General features: G+C 66.5%; 13 protein-coding genes and 1 tRNA gene. 3 read left to right on the forward strand and 11 right to left on the reverse strand.

What is annotated here, in order from left to right:
• Window positions 1-703 precede the first annotated feature (703 nt).
• Window positions 704-780, reverse strand: a tRNA-Arg gene (locus BMZ19_RS20755).
• Window positions 781-994: 214 nt separating this feature from the next.
• Here BMZ19_RS20755 and gabD point away from each other — a divergent pair.
• The 3 genes from gabD to BMZ19_RS20770 all read left to right on the forward strand — a co-directional run bounded on the left by gabD (window position 995) and on the right by BMZ19_RS20770 (window position 5234).
• On the forward strand, window positions 995-2449 hold the full coding sequence (gene gabD / locus BMZ19_RS20760) for an NADP-dependent succinate-semialdehyde dehydrogenase (RefSeq protein WP_090313452.1): 1455 nt from the start codon (window positions 995-997) through the stop codon (window positions 2447-2449).
• A 141-nt stretch (window positions 2450-2590) separates the two neighbouring features.
• The gene (gene gabT, locus BMZ19_RS20765) at window positions 2591-3871 is read left to right on the forward strand and encodes a 4-aminobutyrate--2-oxoglutarate transaminase (RefSeq protein WP_090313454.1); all 1281 of its coding nucleotides are present in this window, start codon (window positions 2591-2593) and stop codon (window positions 3869-3871) included.
• Between the two features lie 292 nt (window positions 3872-4163).
• Window positions 4164-5234 carry an FAD-dependent oxidoreductase gene (locus BMZ19_RS20770; protein WP_090313456.1) on the forward strand — a complete coding sequence of 357 codons (1071 nt, stop codon included), beginning with the start codon at window positions 4164-4166 and terminating at the stop codon, window positions 5232-5234.
• A 119-nt stretch (window positions 5235-5353) separates the two neighbouring features.
• Here BMZ19_RS20770 and siaD read toward each other — a convergent pair whose 3' ends face one another.
• The 10 genes from siaD to glmU form a co-directional block, all read right to left on the reverse strand.
• Entirely contained in the window at window positions 5354-6181 is an 828-nt protein-coding gene (siaD, locus tag BMZ19_RS20775) for a biofilm regulation diguanylate cyclase SiaD (RefSeq protein ID WP_090313458.1), read from the reverse strand.
• Between the two features lie 7 nt (window positions 6182-6188).
• Window positions 6189-6569: a biofilm regulation phosphoprotein SiaC gene (siaC, locus tag BMZ19_RS20780; RefSeq protein WP_090313460.1), complete on the reverse strand. Its 381-nt coding sequence runs from the start codon at window positions 6567-6569 to the stop codon at window positions 6189-6191.
• 20 nt (window positions 6570-6589) lie between these two features.
• Window positions 6590-7132 carry a biofilm regulation protein kinase SiaB gene (siaB, locus tag BMZ19_RS20785; RefSeq protein ID WP_090313462.1) on the reverse strand — a complete coding sequence of 181 codons (543 nt, stop codon included), beginning with the start codon at window positions 7130-7132 and terminating at the stop codon, window positions 6590-6592.
• Window positions 7133-7140: 8 nt separating this feature from the next.
• Window positions 7141-9132 (reverse strand): biofilm regulation protein phosphatase SiaA, encoded by a 1992-nt coding sequence (gene siaA, locus BMZ19_RS20790; protein ID WP_090313464.1) that lies wholly within the window; start codon window positions 9130-9132, stop codon window positions 7141-7143.
• Between the two features lie 144 nt (window positions 9133-9276).
• On the reverse strand, window positions 9277-10317 hold the full coding sequence (locus BMZ19_RS20795) for an NADP(H)-dependent aldo-keto reductase (RefSeq protein ID WP_090313466.1): 1041 nt from the start codon (window positions 10315-10317) through the stop codon (window positions 9277-9279).
• Window positions 10318-10405: 88 nt separating this feature from the next.
• Window positions 10406-13339 carry a bifunctional diguanylate cyclase/phosphodiesterase gene (locus tag BMZ19_RS20800; RefSeq protein WP_090313468.1) on the reverse strand — a complete coding sequence of 978 codons (2934 nt, stop codon included), beginning with the start codon at window positions 13337-13339 and terminating at the stop codon, window positions 10406-10408.
• Window positions 13340-13587: 248 nt separating this feature from the next.
• A complete protein-coding gene (cfaB, locus tag BMZ19_RS20805; RefSeq protein WP_090313542.1) occupies window positions 13588-14772 on the reverse strand; it encodes a C17 cyclopropane fatty acid synthase CfaB in 1185 nt (394 codons plus the stop codon).
• Window positions 14773-14970: 198 nt separating this feature from the next.
• Complete coding sequence (gene glmS, locus BMZ19_RS20810) at window positions 14971-16806, reverse strand: glutamine--fructose-6-phosphate transaminase (isomerizing) (RefSeq protein ID WP_090313472.1); 1836 nt, start codon at window positions 16804-16806, stop codon at window positions 14971-14973.
• 11 nt (window positions 16807-16817) lie between these two features.
• Window positions 16818-17591, reverse strand: coding sequence for a DeoR/GlpR family DNA-binding transcription regulator (locus BMZ19_RS20815; RefSeq protein ID WP_090313474.1), 774 nt, complete (start codon window positions 17589-17591; stop codon window positions 16818-16820).
• 314 nt (window positions 17592-17905) lie between these two features.
• A complete protein-coding gene (glmU, locus tag BMZ19_RS20820; RefSeq protein WP_090313476.1) occupies window positions 17906-19273 on the reverse strand; it encodes a bifunctional UDP-N-acetylglucosamine diphosphorylase/glucosamine-1-phosphate N-acetyltransferase GlmU in 1368 nt (455 codons plus the stop codon).
• Window positions 19274-19405: the final 132 nt, after the last annotated feature.

The following is a 19405-nucleotide window of genomic DNA, read 5'->3' on the forward strand; positions in this document are numbered from 1 at the left end:
TGAGAAAACCCTAAACTTGGCTCAGCAATCGCAAATAAACTCATGAATTCACGAGACTACTTGTGATGCTGATAATCTTGCGACTGTCAGTCTTATCTCACAAGCACCCACACGAATTGCTTGATTCAACTTGTTAAAGAGCGTTTCGATCAAGTCTTTCGTCTCAACCGAGGCCGCGAATTCTACAGCAGCCTTGCATTCTGTCAAGCGTTTTTCGAAATTTTCTTTTCTACTCAACCACTTGCGTAACTCTCTCGCTGCCGTAACCCGGAGGCCGCTGCAGCGAGGAGGCGAATAATACAGCCTTGAAAAACGCTGTCAACACCTCCGTTCAACTTGTTGCAAAAGTTCCTGCTTCGGCAGTTCGCCGGCTAACACCGGCATCCCCTGCGCCCATACCTAGATACGGATGGGCATGCTTCACGCGATAGCGATCAACAGGTTACTTCTCCGCGCGTCCTATATAAGCAACGCACCTGATAACCGCAGAGCCCCTCGGCTGCGGCCATGGATTGTGCAGAGTCCCGTCGCCCTGGTGGATATCGACACACTGCCTTTCAACAAGCTTGTGGCGTCCCACCCGGCGATGACAATCCACCAGGCCGGAGCAATTGCCCGCAGCGATCCAGCTCGCGTCCACGCGCAGGAGCTCAGGAGCGACAAACAAAAAGGGCCTGCGTTTTCACGCAGGCCCTTTCGTGTATGGCGCACCCGGCGGGATTCGAACCCACGACCCCTGCCTTCGGAGGGCAGTACTCTATCCAGCTGAGCTACGGATGCAGTGCGGCGCCATGATACGCATCTTGGCTGACGTCGTCCATCCGCCCAGCGTTCGTGCATGATCTCGAACGAGCACACTCCACAAAACGGCCATGGAATCGAAAAATTTACGCTAAAGCCGTTTTTTGTTGTTTTTTTCGCACAAGGTATTGCCATAAGCTGAAATCCTGCCCTAGGATTGTTTGACATTTCGAACATTCCACCGGAGACCGCGATGGAACTGAAAGACCCCAGCCTGTTCCGCCAGCAAGCCTATCTGAACGGTCAATGGTGCGAGGCCGACCACGGCACGCGGACCGACATCTTCAACCCGGCCACCGGGGACAAGCTGGGCAGCGTGCCGAACATGGGGCGCGCGGAAACCCGCCGCGCCATCCTCGCGGCGCAGGCCGCGCAGCCGGCCTGGCGCCGCCTGACCGCCAAGGAGCGCGCCGGCAGGCTGCGCAACTGGTTCGAGCTGATCATGGCCAACCAGGAAGACCTGGCGCAGATCATGACCGCCGAACAGGGCAAGCCGCTCGCCGAGGCTCGCGGCGAGGTCGCCTATGCCGCCTCCTTCATCGAGTGGTTCGCCGAGGAGGCCAAGCGGGCCTACGGTGACGTGATCCCGGCGCATGCCGCCGACAAGCGCATCCTGGTACAGAAGGAGCCGGTCGGTGTCACCGCCGCGATCACGCCGTGGAACTTCCCCAGCGCGATGATCACCCGCAAGGCCGGCCCGGCGCTGGCGGCGGGATGCGCCATGGTGCTCAAGCCGGCACCGCAAACCCCCTTCTCCGCCCTGGCCCTGGCCGAACTGGCCGATCGCGCCGGCATCCCGGCCGGGCTGCTCAGCGTGCTGCCGGCGGATGTTGCCAGCAGTCGCGAAATCGGCGCCGAGCTGTGCGAGAACCCGGTGGTGCGCAAGCTGTCGTTCACCGGCTCGACTGGCGTCGGTATCAAGCTGATGGAGCAGTGCGCGCCAACCCTGAAGAAGTTGTCGCTGGAGCTGGGTGGCAACGCGCCCTTCATCGTCTTCGAGGATGCAGATCTGGATGCCGCGGTCGAGGGCGCGATCATCTCCAAATACCGCAACGCCGGGCAGACCTGCGTCTGCGCCAATCGTCTCTACGTGCAGGACAAGATCTACGACGCCTTCGCCGCCAAGCTGGCCGACGCCGTAGCCAAGCTCAAGATCGGCAACGGTGCCGAACCGGGCATTACCACCGGTCCGCTGATCGATGGCAACGCCGTGGCCAAGGTGCGCCAGCACCTCGACGATGCCGTGAGCAAGGGCGCACGAGTGCTGGCCGGCGGCAACGGGCTGGGCGGCAACTTCTTCGAGCCGACTATCCTGATCGATGTACCGACGAGCGCGCGGGTGGCCAAGGAGGAAACCTTCGGCCCGCTGGCGCCACTGTTCCGCTTCCACGACGAGGCCGACGTGATCCAGCAGGCCAACGACACCGAGTTCGGCCTGGCGGCCTACTTCTATGCCCGCGACCTGGGCCGGGTGTTCCGCGTCGCCGAGGCGCTGGAATACGGCATGGTCGGCATCAACACCGGGGTGATCTCCACCGAGGTGGCGCCCTTCGGCGGCATGAAGGCGTCCGGCCTCGGTCGCGAGGGTTCCAAGTACGGTCTCGACGAGTACCTGGAGCTCAAATACCTGTGCCTGGGCGGCATCTGACTGCACGAACTCCGGGCCACGGCCTGGGGTGGGTGAAGGCCATGTTTTTGTCGGCGATGGTCCTTCACCCCTCTATTCCGGCGGCGCCTGCAACCTGACAGGCCCCGCCCAACCCACGAACCTCAGTTGCGAGAACTGTCCATGAGCAAGAGCAACGAATCCCTTATGCAGCGCCGCCAGGCGGCAGTTGCCCGTGGCGTCAGCGCGATCCACCCGATCGTCGCCGACCACGCCAAGAACAGCACCGTGGTCGACGTCGAGGGTCGCGAGTTCATCGACTTCGCCGGCGGCATCGCCGTGCTCAACACCGGCCACCTGCATCCCAAGGTGATCGCCGCAGTGCAGGCGCAACTCGGCAAGCTGACCCACACCTGCTTCCAGGTGCTGGCCTACGAGCCGTACATCGAGCTGTGCGAGAAGATCAACGCCCTGGTGCCGGGCGACTTCGCCAAAAAGACCCTGCTGGTCACCACCGGCTCGGAGGCGGTGGAAAACGCGGTGAAGATCGCCCGCGCCGCCACCGGCCGCAGCGGGGTGATCGCCTTCACTGGCGGCTACCACGGCCGCACCATGATGACCCTGTCGCTGACCGGCAAGAAGGTGCCCTACGCCGCCGGCATGGGCCTGATGCCGGGCGGCGTGTACCGCGCCATCTATCCCTGCGAGCTGCACGGGGTCAGCGTTGACGAGTCCATCGCCAGCATCGAGCGGGTGTTCAAGAACGATGCCGAGCCGCGCGACATCGCCGCCATCGTCATCGAGCCGGTGCAGGGCGAGGGCGGCTTCTACGCCGCACCGAAGGAATTCATGCAGCGCCTGCGTGCGCTGTGCGACCAGCACGGCATCCTGCTGATCGCCGACGAGGTGCAGACTGGTGCCGGGCGTACCGGCACCTTCTTCGCCATGGAACAGATGGGGGTGGCCGCCGATCTGACCACCTTCGCCAAGTCCATCGCCGGTGGCTTCCCGCTGGCCGGCGTATGTGGCAAGGCCGAGATCATGGACGCCGTCGCCCCCGGTGGTCTGGGTGGCACCTACGCCGGCAGCCCGCTGGCCTGTGTCGCGGCGCTGGCGGTACTGGAGGTATTCGAAGAGGAGCAACTGCTGCAGCGCTGCCAGGCCGTGGGCGAGCGGCTGAAGGCGGGTCTGCGCGACATCCAGGCCCGGCACCCGGTGATCGGCGACGTGCGCGGTCTCGGCGCGATGATCGCCATCGAGCTGTTCGACGCGGGCAACCCGGAAAAACCCAACGCCGAGCTGGTCGGCAAGGTTGTCACCCGCGCCCGCGAGAAGGGCCTGATCCTGCTGTCCTGCGGCCCCTACTACAACGTGCTGCGCATCCTGGTACCGCTGACCGCCGAGGACGAGCTGCTCGACCGCGGCATGGCGATCATCGCCGAGTGCTTCGACGAGCTGGCCTGAACCCTCTCGACGCCCCAGCCGGTCGCGGCTCCATGCTTGTGCATGGTATCCAGCGACCGGCAGTCTGTACCGCCAAGCCCGCGACCATCATGGTCGCGGGCTTGGCCATTTCTGCCGCTCCTCATCACCGGAAGCACGCTCGCCTGTGCTACAACAGGCCGTAGTACCTGTGGCCGGTGCGATGTGGAACCTCCCGACCGGCAGCCGATCCAACCGGCCAGCGCACACCGCACCCGGACCCCACGGAGCCGCCCCGTCATGCCCGCCCCTTCCGCCGCCCCGCGAGGCGTCGATGAGCAACCCTGACCTTCTGCTGGTCGGTGCCGGCCACAGCCATCTCGGTGTGCTGCGCCGCTGGGCGCGCGGCCAGCGACCACCGGGCCGCCTGGCGCTGCTGAGCGACAGTCCGCACGCCTGGTATGCCGGACGCCTGCCGGGACTGCTGGCCGGACGCTATACAGAAACCGATTGCCGGATCGAGCTGGCGCCGCTGTGCCACGCCGCCGGAGTGGAGCTGCTGCAGGGTGTGGTGACCGGCCTGGACGCCGACGAGCGCCGCCTGGCGCTGGCCGACGGACGCACCCTGCAGGCCAGCTGGCTGTCGCTGAATGTCGGCGCGGCGCCACCGGCGCCCGAGCAGCGCGGCGGGGGCATGCAGGTGCTAGGAGTAAAACCCTTCGCGGCATTTCTCGCCGCCTGGAGCGAATGGCAACGCGATCCGCAGCCGCTGGCGATCGTCGGCGCCGGTGCGGCGGGGGTCGAACTGGCGCTGGCGCTGGCCGGGCAGGTGCCGGAACTCAGTCAGTTCTGCGCCGGCGCCCTGCTCGAGGGCGGCTCGCCGGGCCTGCGCCTGCGCGCCCTCGGCCACCTGCGCCAGCGCGGCGTGAGCGGTCGCGAGCACTGCCCGATCAGCCATATCGAGGGACAAACCCTGTACAGCGACGCCGGCGCCGTGTGGCACGGCCCGCGCCTGCTGCTGGCCAGCGGCAGCCAGCCGCTGCCCTGGCTGACCCACAGCGGCCTGGTCTGCGCCGACGACGGCTTCATCCAGATCGGACGTACCCTGCAAAGCCACAGCCATCCGCGGATCTTCGCCAGTGGCGACTGCGCCAGCCTGCCCGACGCTCCCCGCAATGCCTGGCAGGCCACGCGCCAGGCCTCGCAGTTGGCCGCCAATCTCAGCGCGGTGCTACAGGAAAGACCGCTGGCCCGCTACCGGCCGCCCCGCCAGCGAGCGCTGCTGGTCGCCACCGGCGACGGCGGCGCCCTGCTCGACTGGAACGGCTGGTCCGCCGGCGGCCGGCTGTGCGGCTGGTGGCGCGATCTGTGCGACCGGCAATTCATCCTGCGCCACCAGGTCTGAACACCCCGGCGACAGGGCGGCCGACTCACGGCCGCCCCGGCGTGGGTGTGAAGTGCAATCACTGACCGCGAGCAGATCCGCGGAGCGGAGCATCCCTGCTCACCTCGGCCTCGATCGACTCATGCCGGCCAGGGCGTCGGCTGTCCGAACTCGCACCAGCTCCCGAGAGCCCTGGCGCAGCGGTCACGACCATTGTGCTTGGCTTCGAACAGGGCCGCATCGGCGCGGCTGAGGGTCTGCGAGTAGCCCTCCTCGGGCAGGCGTTCGGCCACACCGAAGCTGGCGGTAATCGATAACACATCGCTGCCGAACGTCACCCGCAGGTTGCGCAGGCCGCCGCGCAGCCGCTCGATGAACGGTTCCGATCTGGCCAGCGTGGTTTCCGGCAACAGCAGCAGGAACTCCTCACCACCCCAGCGGCCACACAGATCGGAGCCACGGAGTTCAGCCTGCAGCAGCGCCGCGATCGCGCTGAGCACGCGGTCGCCGGCCTCATGTCCCCAGGTGTCGTTGATCTGCTTGAAGTGATCGACATCGATCATCGCCAGCACGAATGGCCGCTCTCCACGCTGGCTGCGCAACTCCTCGGCACGCAGGCGCTCCATCAGCATGCGTCGATTCGGCAGGCCGGTCAGAGCGTCGTGCAGCGAGGCTTCCTGGAGCGCATGATTGAGATCGCGCAGCATGTCCTGGTAACGGTCGGAAATGCGCGCAACCTTCTCCAGTTGACGCAACTGCCGGTGGTAGCGTTCGGAAAGCGAGAGACTCTCCTCGCGCGCCAGCGACTGGTAGCCGTCGGAGATCCGGGCGATGCGCTCGAGTCGCGACAACTGGTCGAGGTTCTGCTGCTGCAGACGCGCCAGCCCCTCGCGCAACGGATGCCCGTAGTGCTGGGGGTCACTCAGCAGGTCTTCCACCAGCAGGTCCAGCTCGCGCTCGCAGCTCATCGTTCGATCACTCGCTGTAGGGCAGGATGGCAAAGGGGAAGCTGCAGTCCTCGCGGAACTCTTCGGCCAGCTCGGCGACCCGCTCGTTGCGACTGTCGTAGTGCCAGTTGACGCTGACTGGCTGCCCTTTGCGGTGTGCCTCCTCGAGCAGGTCGAGGATGTCCATCAGCGCCTTGATCGAACTGGTGTTGAGGTATAGCAGGCGCAGTTCCAGGGCCAGCGGCCGGGTCGCTTCGTGCAGGAAACGCTCGACCCAGTCGATCACCTGCCCGAACAGCTCGAAGGAGTTTTCCGGATAGGAGTCGCCCTGCATGGCCAGCACGCCAGCGAGCCAGTCGCCCTGAATCGCCGGCGTTGACTGGGTTCCGTTGATGTTCAATTCTGTCATGGTGTCACTCGTGCAAAGGGTCAGATGACAGCGCGCAGGCTGAAAAAGGCGCGTCCTTCCGCCTGCTCGCTGAGCGAGGCCAGCAGCGGCACACTCGACTTGCGGGCGATATCGAGCAGGCCGAGGCCCGCGCCACTGGCGCTCTCGCCGCTGCGCGGCTTGCGCAGCTGCTCCTTGTAGGCGGCCTTGAGCTGGGCCTTGTCCAGCGGCGCCAGGCTCTCGACCCACTCCACCAGCTGCCGGCCATCCTCGCGCTCGACCAGGTTACCGGCCGCCACCACGTAGCGCCCCTGCTCATCGCGGGAAATCGCCACGGTGGCCGCCGCATCCGACTCGGCGTAGTTCATCCGGGTAGCATAGTGGCGGATATTCTGGGTCATTTCGATATACACGGCGAACACATCCATCGCCGCCGAGGGCTGTGCCTGTTCGGCAGTCAGGTAGTTGCGCAGGGCGTTGCCGATTTCCTCGATCAGGCTGCGCGAAATCGGTCCATTGAAGCAGAGCATGATGCGCTGGCGGTTGTAGTTCTCGCGCATGGCCAGCAGGTCGTAGGTCTCCATGAGCACCCCTAGTCGAAGCGGAAGGAAAGAATGGTGATGTCGTCGCGCTGCGGCAGCTCGCCCTGATAGGCCGCGAGGCTGGCAACGAACAGATCGGCCTGCTCGGCCAGCGGTCGCCGCGCATGCTCGCGCAGCAGTTCGGTGAAGCGCCGGTTGCCGAAGCCGAATCCGTGCTCACCGCCCGCCTGGTCGAGGAAACCGTCGGTACACAGGTAGAAGGTCCAACCCGGCGGCAGCTCGACCTCGAGGTTGGCATAGTCGCCCTGACGCTTGTCCGCCAGCGCCCGCCGTGCGCCCTTGAACTCACGCACCTCGCTGCCGTCGCTGGCGAACAGGGCGATCTTGGCCCCGGCGAAGCGCAGCTTCCGGCCACCAGGGTCGACCCACACCAGGCCGGCGTCCATGTTGGTCGCCAGCCCCCGCGACACCTGCTCCTCGCGCAGCATGCCACGCACGGTGCGGTCGGTCTCGCGGAGAATGGCCGCCGGATCGTCGACACCGGCCACGCCGATGGCATGGTCGATGGCCGCCTGCGCCAGCATGGTCATCAGCGCACCAGGCACGCCGTGGCCGGCACAGTCGACCACGCCGAGCAGATAGCCGCCGGCGCGCTCGCGGTAGACGTAGAAGTCGCCGCCGACCACGTCACGCGGCTTCCACAGAACGAAGTGGTGCTCGCCCAGCGAGGCGGCCAGCTGGCGATCCGGCAGGACGGCGCGCTGGATCAGGCTGGCATAGTCGATCGAGTCGTCGATCTGCTTGTGGGCGGCGGCCATCTCGCGGTTGGCCTGCTCCAGCGCGTGGGTACGCTCGCGCACCCGGCCCTCCAGCTCGACGGTATGCCGGTGCACCTGCGCCGCCATGCTGGCGAAGGCCGCCGACAGCTCGCCGATCTCGTCGCCGCGCGCCGGCGGCAGGCGGGTGTCATAGTGGCCGGCGGCAATCGCCTTGGCCGAGTGCTTGAGGCTGCGCAACGGCTGCAGCAGCAGACGATCCACCGCATAGGCGAAGCCCAGCAGCAGCGCGGCCAGCAAAACCACCAGGGTGCCCAGCAGCGGCCACAGCCAGCGGTTGTCGAGCACCTGCGCGGCATGCAGGTCGACGGCGGTGAGCAAGTGCCAGCGCAGCGGCGCGATATAGCTGAGGGCCAGCAGTTGCGGCTTGCCCTCCAACGTTGCCTTGACGATCTGCACCCCTTCCGGCTCGGCCTCGGCGCGGCGCATGGCCGCCTGCAGCGTCTCGCGCTGGTCCGGCCGGGACAGCAGCTCGAACACCCGCGAGCCGCCGCCACTACCATCGACTCCCGAGTTGAAGGCAATCCGCGCCCGATCCGGATGGGCCTGAATGGCACCGTCGGCGGCGAGGATCATCGGCGTCACGCCCGGCTCGCGACTGACCATGAAGTTGTCGAGAAAACCGCTCAGGTCAAGCCCGGTGCCGGCCAGACCGAGCACCCGGGCGCCGTCGCGGACCAGGATGTTGAACCACACCTTGGTGACCTTGAGCTTGTCGTCGACATTGACGTTCAGGTTGTAGTCGGCCGCCCCCGCCACGCTAGCGAAGAACCAGGCGTCCTGCGGGTCATGCGGATCCAGCACGTAGCGCGGCTGCACGCTTTGTGGCTGCAGGGCGTCGTTGAAGTAGTAGTGGCGGCTGGCATTGGCGATGACGAACCAGGAGTGGTCGTGGAAGTCGCGCTGATAGCCTGCGGCCTCGGCGAAGAACTGCGCCCGCCGCTCGGGGTCGTCCTCGTCCTGCAGCCAGCGCCGGGTCAGCTGCGCATCGGCCAGTCGCCGCGCCAGCGCCAGCTCGCGTGTCACCGGGGCGAGGATACGCTCGCGGTGCAACAGGGTGAAGTTGCGCGCATAGGCTTCGCCGAAGTGCTGGCGAATGTCCTCCATGGCCCGCCAGCCGAGCAATACCGCCGGGATCAGTGCCAGCACGCACGCCAGTAGCAAGGCCAGTACCGACTTGCTGCGCAGCCCCCAGTTCGCCGCCATGAATGTCCCCCCGCCCCCGTCGTATCCACCGCCCAGCGCTACGGCCGGCAAAAGCGGCATTGTGCAGTGCGCCCGCGCCAAGGGGTATAGGCATGCGCCAAAAAAGCGTCTGCCCCCCCGCCGGCCGGCGCACCAGGCACACCATCAGGGTGCCGGGTTGGGCTGCACGCTGTGGATACGCTCGATACCGGCCAGCAGCTCGTCGCTGAGGGTCAACTCGAGGCTGGCCAGGTTGCTGTCCAGCTGCTCGAGGCTGGTGGCGCCGATGATGTTGCTGGTCAGGAACGGCCGGCTGCTGACGTAGGCCAGCGCCAGCTGCGCCGGATCGACGCCATGCTCGCGGGCCAGCGCGACGTAGGCGCTGGCCGCCTGGCGGGCCTGCGGGTTGTTGTAGCGCTGGAAACGCTCGAACAGGGTCAGGCGCCCCTTGGGCGGCTGCGCGCCATTCTCGTACTTGCCGGAGAGCAGACCGAAGGCCAGCGGCGAGTAGGCCAGCAGACCGACCTGCTCGCGAATGGCCATTTCCGCCAGACCCACCTCGAAACTGCGGTTGAGCAGGTTGTAGGGGTTCTGGATCGACACCACCCGTGGCCAGCCACGGGTCTCGGCCAGGTGCAGGAAACGATGCACGCCCCAGGGCGTCTCGTTGGACAGGCCGATGTGGCGGATCTTGCCGCTCTGCACCAGCTCGGCGAGCACCTCCAGCGACTCCTCGATCGGCGTCATGTGCGCCTCCGGATCGTGGCGATAGCCGAGCTGGCCGAAGTAGTTGGTCTGCCGGTCCGGCCAGTGCAGCTGGTAGAGGTCGATGTAGTCGGTGTGCAGACGCTTGAGGCTGCCCTCCACCGCAGCGATCAGGTTGGCGCGGTCGTGGTGCGGACGGCCACCGCGGATGTGGTTGATGCCGTTGCCCGGCGCCGCCGCCTTGCTGGCGATGATCCACTGGTCGCGCCCGCCGTGACGCTGCAAGTAGTGGCCGATGATGGTTTCGGTGGCACCACAGGTCTCGGCCTTCGGCGGCACCGGGTACATCTCGGCGGTGTCGATGAAGTTGATGCCGGCCGCCTGGGCGCGGCGGATCTGCTCGAAGCCTTCGGCTTCGCTGTTCTGCTCGCCCCAGGTCATGCTGCCGAGCGCCAGCGCGCTGACCTGGATGTCGGTTCTGCCGAGAGGGCGGTAAATCATCGGGAACTCCTGCACGAAGGTGACTGAACGGATCTGCGGCTAAATGTACCGCAGATGCCGCCACGCGCACCGACCGGCAGCCGCCAACTCAGGACATGGCGGGCGTCCGACCGCCGGCTGTCACCTGCCGGCGCTGGCACACGAAGTTCTCGAACTCCGCGGCGGACAGCGGCCTGGCAAACAGGTAGCCCTGCACCTCGTCGCAACCGAGGCGCTCGAGCTCGGCCAACTGCGCGGCCGTCTCGACCCCTTCGGCGATGGTCAGCATGCCCAGGCTCCCGGCCATGCCCAGAATCGCCCGCACGATCGACTGGTCGTGACCGTCCTCGCTGATCTGGCGGACGAAGGACTGGTCGATCTTCAGCTTGTGGACCTGAAAACTCTTGAGGTAGCTGAGCGACGAATAGCCGGTACCGAAATCGTCGACCGACAGCAGCACGCCGAGGGCATGCAGGCGGCGCACCACCGCGATGGCCGCCGCCGGATCGTGCATGGCCACGCTCTCGGTCAGCTCCAGCTCCAGGCAGTGGGCCGGCAGGCCGCTCTCCTGCAGGACATCCACCACCAGCTCGACCAGCCCCGGGTGGCGGAACTGGGCCAGCGACAGGTTCACCGCAATGGTCATGTCCGGCGGATAGCCCTGGTCCAGCCAGGCCTTCATCTGCCGCACCGCGCTGCGCAGCACCCATTCGCCGATCGGCAGGATCAGCCCGCTGCCCTCGGCGATGGGGATGAATTCGCTCGGGCTGATCACCCCCAGTTGCGGGTGGGTCCAGCGCAGCAGGGCTTCGGCGCCGACCAGTCGCTGTCCAGCGATGCTCACCTGCGGCTGGAAGCACAGGTGCAGTTCGCGGTTGTCCAGCGCCTGGCGCAAGGCACTTTCCAGCTGCAGGATGCGCGTGGACTGGCGCTGCATCTCGCTGGTGAAGAAGCGGTAACCGTTGCGGCCCTCCTGCTTGGCACGGTGCATGGCGATGTCCGCGCGCTGCGCCAGGCTCTCGAAGTCGCGGCCGTCCTCGGGGAACACCGCGATGCCGATCGAGGTGGTCACCACCAGACCGTGCTCCTCGATCCGGCAGGGCGTGGCCAGCAGCGCCTTGAGCCGCTCGGCGACATGCGCGGCGCCCTTGGCATCGGTGTAGGGCAATACCAACACGAACTCGTCGCCGCCCTGGCGCGACAGGGTGTCCTCGTCACGCAGCACCGACTTCAGGCGCTGGGCGACCTCGACCAGGAAGGCGTCGCCCACCCGGTAGCCCAGAGAATCGTTGATGTGCTTGAAGTGATCGAGATCCAGGTACAGCACCGCCAGCGGTTGGTGACTGCGCTCGGACAGGCTCAGTGCCTGTTCGCAACGGGAGGCGAACAGCTTGCGGTTGGGCAGGTCAGTCAGCGCATCGAAATGGGCCAGGCGCTCGATGCGCTGCTCGTCCAGCTTGCGCTGGGTGATGTCTTCCTTGATCGCCAGGTAGTGAGTGGGCAGGCCGGCATCGTCGAACACCGGCGAGATCAGCACCGACTCGGTGTACTCGCTGCCGTCCTTGCGCCGGTTGACGAACTCGCCGCGCCAGGTATTGCCGCTGGTGAGCTGCTGCCACATGTCGTCATAGGTGGCTTGCGGCGTCTTGCCGGAGTGCAACAGTTTCGGATTGCAGCCCATGGCCTCCTCCAGGCTGTAGCCGGTCGCCCGGGTGAAGGCCTGGTTGGCGTATTCGATGCGCGCGGCGAGATCGGTGATGACGATGGTGCTCGCGCTCTGCTCGACGGCCTGGCTCAGCTTGCGCAGGGTGGCCTGGTCGCGGGTGCGCGCGGTGATATCGCGCGACAGCATGACCAGGCGCGGCGCCTGATGTGGCGCCTGGCGCATCAGCGACACCGACAGCTCGAACCAGTGGTTGCCGTCGTCCAGCGGGATCTGCACCTGCCGGCCGGTCGAATAGCCGTGGGCCAGCGCCTCCTGCAGCGCCGCCATGCAGGTCCGCGCGCTCTCGAGCGGCAATGCCTCGTAGAGAGTCCGGCCGAGCAACTGGGCGGCCGCTGCGGCCAGCTGCTCGCTGCGCGGTGCGTGCACCTGCAGATAGCGACCGTCCGCGTCGAACTCGAACAGCAGGTCGGGAATCGCCTCGAGAATCGCCTGCGCGTGCTGGCGGGCTTCGCTCAGCGCCCGGTAGGGGGCGGCGATCATCTCGACGAACACGGCGCGATACAGCAGCAGGTAGGCCAGCACCTTGTAGACGTGGCCCATCAGGTTGAACACATCGGTGGCCGAGGCGTACAGGGTGAAGAATCCCTCGCTGAGGATCATCGCCAGCACAGCGCCGAGCAGCAGCGAAACGTTGAAGTCACCGGCCTGGCGCAGGCGGCCGAGCAGCACGCCGACGGTCAGCAGGTGCACGACGATCACCCCGTACTCCGCACCCAGCTTGAAGGCGGTGAGCCCCTGCCCGGCCACGAAGGTCGACGGCAGCCACTGCGGGTGGTAGAGAAACACCCAGTGAGCCACGGCCACGCCGGACAGCACGCCCAGCAGGGGTAGCCAGCGTCGCCGCGCCAGCCGCCGGTCCTGGGCGACGCCGATCGCCGACCAGGGCAGCCAGGCCACCAGCAACAGGGCGCCGGCGGCCAGGTAGCGGGCCACCAGCCAGAAGTGGATGGCCTTTTCCACCCCGCTGGGGGTCACGTAGTCAGGCATCCCCCGGTACGACAGCATGTGGGAAAAATCGAGGATGGCCACGCCGAGAAAGCCGCAGGCCAGCAGCAGGATGTTGCGCTGCGGGTGCAGGCTGTGGGTGTTCCAGCCGACGGCAAAGACCAGGACCGCCACGGCGATGGCCGTGGTTTCCAGCAGCATGTGCCAGGCCAGGTAACCGTCGACATGCGGCAGCGCCCCGCCGAACTGAGTCGTCAGCAGCACGCCGGCCAGCAGGAGGACCAGAACCGCCAGTGGCTGGCCGAGGAATTCCCGGTGTTGCGGGTGAACCCGCTTCAAGCCCAATCGCACGCGCTCACTACCCCTATCCATGAGAAGCGCCGCCAGCCCGTTGGCTGTCGAAAATCGCCAGTGTGACGATTGTCCGCGGCACCAATGTGACGCGCGACTGTGCCTGTCTGCCCGGCAGGCGTCAATGATTGTCTGCGCGCACGAGGAAAGCGCGAAAATCGGTGCCTTATGCCGTTATTTTGACGACAGATCCCAAAAGTAGCGACATAGACCTGCACCGCCAGCCAGTGCCATCGCCGTCGTCGACACCCTGTTTCTTCGCCCGCGGATCAGCGGTACAGATCCGCCCGACTCCACGGCAGATCGTGGGAGCCGTCCGCGCGCGGGCGCACTGCGAGGATCTGGTGTAGATTGATCCAGTCGCGCTCGAAGCCGTAGGCGCAGCCGGCCAAATACAGCCGCCAGATGCGCAAGGCCCGTTCCGGAACCAGCCGGGCCGCCTCCTCCAGATGCTGCTCCAGGCGCTCGCTCCAGAAGCGCAGGGTGCGCGCGTAGTGCAGACGCAGGCTTTCCACGTCCACCACCTCCAGCCCTTCGTCGCTCATCCGCGCCACCGCGGTGGCCAGGTGCGGCAGCTCGCCATGGGGGAACACATAACGGTCGATGAATTTGCCGGCCCCCCGGCCAACCGGCCGGCCATCGGTGTTCTTCGCGGTGATGCCGTGGTTCATCACCAGTCCGCCGGGTCTCACCGCCTGATACAGGGTGCGAAAGTACAGGCCCAGATTGGCGTGACCGACGTGCTCGAACATGCCGACGCTGACCACCTTGTCGAAACGGCCATCGCTGGGCAGGTCGCGGTAGTCCTGCAGCTCCAGCTGCACGCGATCCTGCAGGCCCTCGGCCGCCACCCGCTCGCGCGCCAGCTTGAGCTGCTCGCCGCTGAGGGTGATGCCGTAGACCTCGGCACCGAACTCACGGGCGGCAAAGCGCGCCAACCCACCCCAGCCGCAACCGACGTCCAACAGCCGCTCACCGGGCTGCAAACGCAGCTTGCGGCACAGGTGACGCAGTTTGGCCTGCTGGGCAGTATCCAGGTCTTCCGTGCCGGTCTCGAAGTAGGCGCAGGAATAGACCATGTCACGGTCCAGCCACAGCCGGTAGAAGTCGTTTGAGAGGTCGTAGTGGTAGTGGATGTCCTCGGCATCGCTGGCCTTGTCGTGGGCCGGCCGCTGGGGCGCAGCCGCATCCGCCTCGCCGAGCAGCGCCCCACTGAGCGCATCGGCGATGCGCATCACCGCGTCGATCGGCCCCTGGATATCCATCGCTCCCTCGACATAGGCACTGCCCAGCAGGTCGAGGCTGGGACTACCGAGCCGGCTGAGCAGTTGCGGATCGCGCACCACCAGCGTCACCTGCGGCTCGGGGCCGAGATCCAGTTGATGACCGTCCCATAGCCGCAGTCGCAATGGCAGTTGCAGATTGCGCAGGACGGGCGGAAGCATCGCCAGCATGTCCAATCCCCTTTCATGGAAGCCATGTCAAGGGTAGACCAGTTCGGCGGGATTGTCGGACGCCGGGGCGACGCCGATGTTCCACGTGGAACACTGGGGATTGTCCGCCGGGTTCGTGCCCCGGAAATCGCTCCGCCGAAAACGACAATGCCCGGCTTGGACCGGGCATTGTGGTAACCGCAAAATAGCCGAAACGCCTTATTCCACCGTGACCGACTTGGCCAGGTTGCGCGGCTGATCGACGTCGGTGCCCTTGAGCACGGCGACGTGGTAGGACAGCAGCTGCAGCGGGATGGTGTAGAGGATCGGCGCCAGCAGGTCGTGGATCGGCGGCATGTTGACCACGTGCACGCCGGGGCCGTTGTCCATGGCGGCGGTACGGTCGGCGAAAACGATCAGCTCGCCGCCGCGCGCGCGCACCTCCTGCAGGTTGGACTTGAGCTTCTCGAGCAGCTCGTTGTTGGGCGCTACGGTGACCACCGGCATGTTGCTGTCGACCAGCGCCAGCGGACCATGCTTGAGCTCGCCGGCCGGGTAGGCCTCGGCATGGATGTAGGAGATTTCCTTGAGCTTGAGCGCCCCCTCCATCGCCACCGGATACTGCGCGCCACGGCCGAGGAACAGGGTGTGGTGCTTGTCGGCGAACAACACGGAGATCCGCTCCACGGTCTTGTCCATGGCCAGGGCTTCCTCCAGGTTGCCCGGCAGATGGCGCAGCGCCTCGACCAGCTTGGCCTCGACGTCGGTCGCCAGGGTGCCGCGCACCCGCCCGAGGGACAGGGTCAGCAGCAGCAGGCCGACCAGCTGGGTGGTGAAGGCCTTGGTCGAGGCCACACCGATCTCCGGACCGGCCTGGGTCAGCAGGGTTAGGTCGGACTCGCGCACCAGCGAACTGGTGCCGACGTTGCAGATCGCCAGGCTGGCCAGGTAGCCGGCCGACTTGGCGTTGCGCAGGGCGGCCAGGGTGTCGGCGGTCTCGCCGGATTGGGAGATGGTGACGAACAGTGAATCGGGCTGCACCGCAACTTTGCGATAGCGGAACTCGCTGGCCACCTCGACCTGGCAGGGGATGCCGGTCAGCTCCTCCAGCCAGTAACGGGCTACCATGCCGGCGTGGTAGCTGGTGCCGCAGGCGACGATCTGCACGTTGCGCACCCGGGCGAACAGTTCGGCGGCCTGCGGACCGAAGGCCTGCACCAGCGCATGGTCGCTGCCCAGGCGGCCTTCGAGGGTGCGCTGCACCACCTTCGGCTGCTCGTGGATTTCCTTGAGCATGAAGTGGCGATACTCGCCCTTCTCCGCCGCCTCGGCGCCCTCGTGGAACTGCACGGTTTCGCGCTGCACGCTGCGGCCTTCGGCATCCCAGATCTGCAGGCTGGCCTGGCGGATCTCGGCGATGTCGCCCTCCTCCAGGTAGACGAAGCGGTCGGTGACCTGGCGCAGGGCCAGCGGGTCGGAGGCGAGGAAGTTCTCGCCCAGGCCCAGACCGATGACCAGCGGGCTGCCACTGCGGGCGGCGAGGATGCGGTCGGGCTGCGCGGCCGAGATCACCGCCAGACCGTAGGCGCCGTGCAACTCCTTGACCGCTGCTTTCAGCGCGTCGGCCAGCTCCGGCAGACCCTGCAGCTTGTGGTGCAGCAGGTGGACGATGGTCTCGGTGTCGGTTTCCGAGCTGAACACATAACCGAGGGCCTTGAGCTGCTCGCGCAGTTGTTCGTGGTTCTCGATGATGCCGTTGTGCACCACCGCCAGGTCGCTGCCCGAGAAATGCGGGTGGGCGTTGGCCTCGCTGGGCACGCCGTGCGTCGCCCAGCGCGTGTGGGCGATGCCCAGACGGCCGGCGAGCGGCTCTTCGGCCAGCGCCTGCTCCAGCGCGGCGACCTTGCCGATGCGGCGGCTGCGGCGCAGCCCGCCGTCCTGGCTATAGATCGCCACCCCGGCGCTGTCGTAGCCGCGGTATTCGAGGCGCTTGAGGCCCTCGATGAGAATGGCACTGACATTACGCTCGGCGATGGCGCCAACAATTCCGCACATGCGGGCTCTCCTTATCGGTTTTCAACGGCGGCACAGACCAGTTTGGTCCCGCGCGCCAGAATCTGCTCACGCACCTCGGGCTCGAGGCGCTCGTCGGTTATCAGCGTATGGATGCTGCCCCATGGCAGCTCCAGGTTGGGCATGCGCCGGCCGACCTTGTCGGCCTCGAGCATGACAATCACTTCGCGGGCCACTTCGGCCATGACCCGCGAGAGGCCCAGCAGCTCATTGAAGGTGGTGGTGCCGCGCGCCAGGTCGAGACCGTCGGCGCCGATGAACAGCTGGTCGAAGTCGTAGGAGCGCAGCACCTGCTCGGCGACCTGGCCCTGGAACGACTCGGAATGCGGATCCCAGGTACCGCCAGTCATCAGCAGCACCGGCTCCTGCTCCAACTCGCGCAGGGCGTTGGCCACGTTCAGCGAGTTGGTCATCACCACCAGGCCCGGGCGGCGGTCCAGCTCGGGGATGAGCGCGGCGGTGGTGCTGCCGCTGTCGATTATGATCCGCGCATGCTCGCGGATGCAGGCCGCAGCGGCACGGGCGATGGCCTGCTTGTACGGCGACACCGGCTGGCTCGGTTCGGCGACCAGCTCGTGGGGCATCGGCAGAGCGCCGCCGTAGCGACGCAGCAGCAGACCATTGCTCTCCAGCGCAGCCAGGTCCTTGCGGATGGTCACTTCCGAGGTTTCGAAGTGGCGGGCCAGCGCGTCCACGTGCACCTCGCCCTGCTCGGCGAGCAGGGCGAGGATGGCGTGGCGACGTTGCGGTGTGTTGCGTTTCGACATGCCTAAGTTTCGATTCGTAACTTTATAGGTGTGAATCAAAACTCAGGAACGGACGAGCGTCAAGCACCTGTGGACAGAACTATCCACAGAATGATGGATGGTCTGTTCATACATGGAGGTTGAAAGGCTTGTGGATAAAAACATCCAAGCGAGAAGTTATGTTTATCCACAGGGCCAGATAGGATGACGATACTTGCCCTCTGTGGAAAAGTCTGTATCAGCTTGTCCACAGAGGAATGGGCACCTGGCCGGCATGGCGCCTGCATCAAATGGTTATCCACAAGCGAGCGCCGCACACCGCCACAGTACGAGCTTCAGGCCTTGGGCTTCTTCACCGGGCGCTGCCAGCCATCGATATTGCGCTGGCGCGCACGCCCCACCGCCAGGGTGGCGGCCGGCACCTCGCTGGTGATCACCGAACCGGCCGCAGTGGTGGCGCCGTCGCCGATGGTGACTGGCGCCACCAGCGAGTTGTTGGTGCCGATGAAGGCGTCCACGCCGATCACCGTGCGATGCTTGTTGGCGCCGTCGTAGTTGCAGGTGATGGTGCCGGCGCCGATGTTGCTCAGCGCACCGATCTCGGCGTCGCCCAGGTAGGCCAGGTGACCGGCCTTGGCGCCCTCGCCCAGCACCGCGTTCTTCAGCTCGACGAAGTTGCCGACGTGGGCCCTGGCGCCCAGCACGCTGCCCGGACGCAGACGGGCGAACGGACCGCAGTCGGCACCCTCGCCCAGCTCGGCGCCTTCCAGGTGGCTGTTGGCCTTGACCACCGCGCCGCAGCGCAGGGTGCTGTTGCGGATCACGCAGTTGGGACCGATCTCGACACCGTCCTCGATGACCACCCTGCCCTCGAGGATCACGTTGATGTCGATGACCACGTCGCGGCCGACGCTCACCTCGCCGCGCACATCGAAGCGCGCCGGATCGAGCAGGGTCACGCCCTGGGCCATCAGCCGGCACGCAGCACGCTGCTGGTAATGGCGCTCCAGCTCGGCGAGCTGGCGACGGTCGTTGGCACCCTGCACTTCCATGGCGTCTTCCGGCTGGGCGGTGGCCACCGCCAGACCGTCGGCCACCGCCATGGCGATCACGTCGGTCAGGTAGTACTCGCCCTGGGCATTGCTGTTGGACAGCCGGCCCATCCACTCGGCCATGCGCGCGCCGGGCATGGCGAGGATGCCGGTGTTGCCCTCGCGGATCGCGCGCTGCTCTTCCGTGGCGTCCTTCTGCTCGACGATCGCGGTGACCTGCCCCCGGGCGTCACGAATGATCCGTCCGTATCCGGTGGGATCGTCGAGGGCGACGGTGAGCAACGCCAGCTGCGCGGGGCCGGCATGGGCCAGCAGGCGCTCGAGGGTCGGCGCCTCGATCAGCGGCACGTCGCCATACAGCACCAGCACCTGCTCGGCGCTGATGAACGGCAGGGCCTGGGCCACGGCGTGGCCGGTGCCGTGTTGCTGTTCCTGCAGGACGAAATTCAGGTCGTCGGCCGCCAGGCGCTCGCGCACCGCCTCGGCGCCGTGGCCGATGACCACATGGATGCGCTGCGGATTCAACTCACGAGCGGTGTCGATGACATGGCCAAGCATGGCCTTGCCGGCCACCGGGTGCAGGACCTTGGGCAGCGCCGAACGCATGCGGGTGCCCTGACCGGCGGCGAGGATGACGATTTCCAGACTCATTGGTGTACTTCCCTATGCAGCCCCAGCGCCGGGCTGGAGCGAAATGGACACGAATAGTATGGGCGGCAGCAGCGCAACGCACGGCGAGCCGGCAATAAAAAAAGGGGGTAGCCAAGGCTACCCCCTTTTCCC

Source organism: Pseudomonas linyingensis (assembly GCF_900109175.1).
Taxonomy (GTDB): Bacteria; Pseudomonadota; Gammaproteobacteria; order Pseudomonadales; family Pseudomonadaceae; genus Geopseudomonas; species Geopseudomonas linyingensis.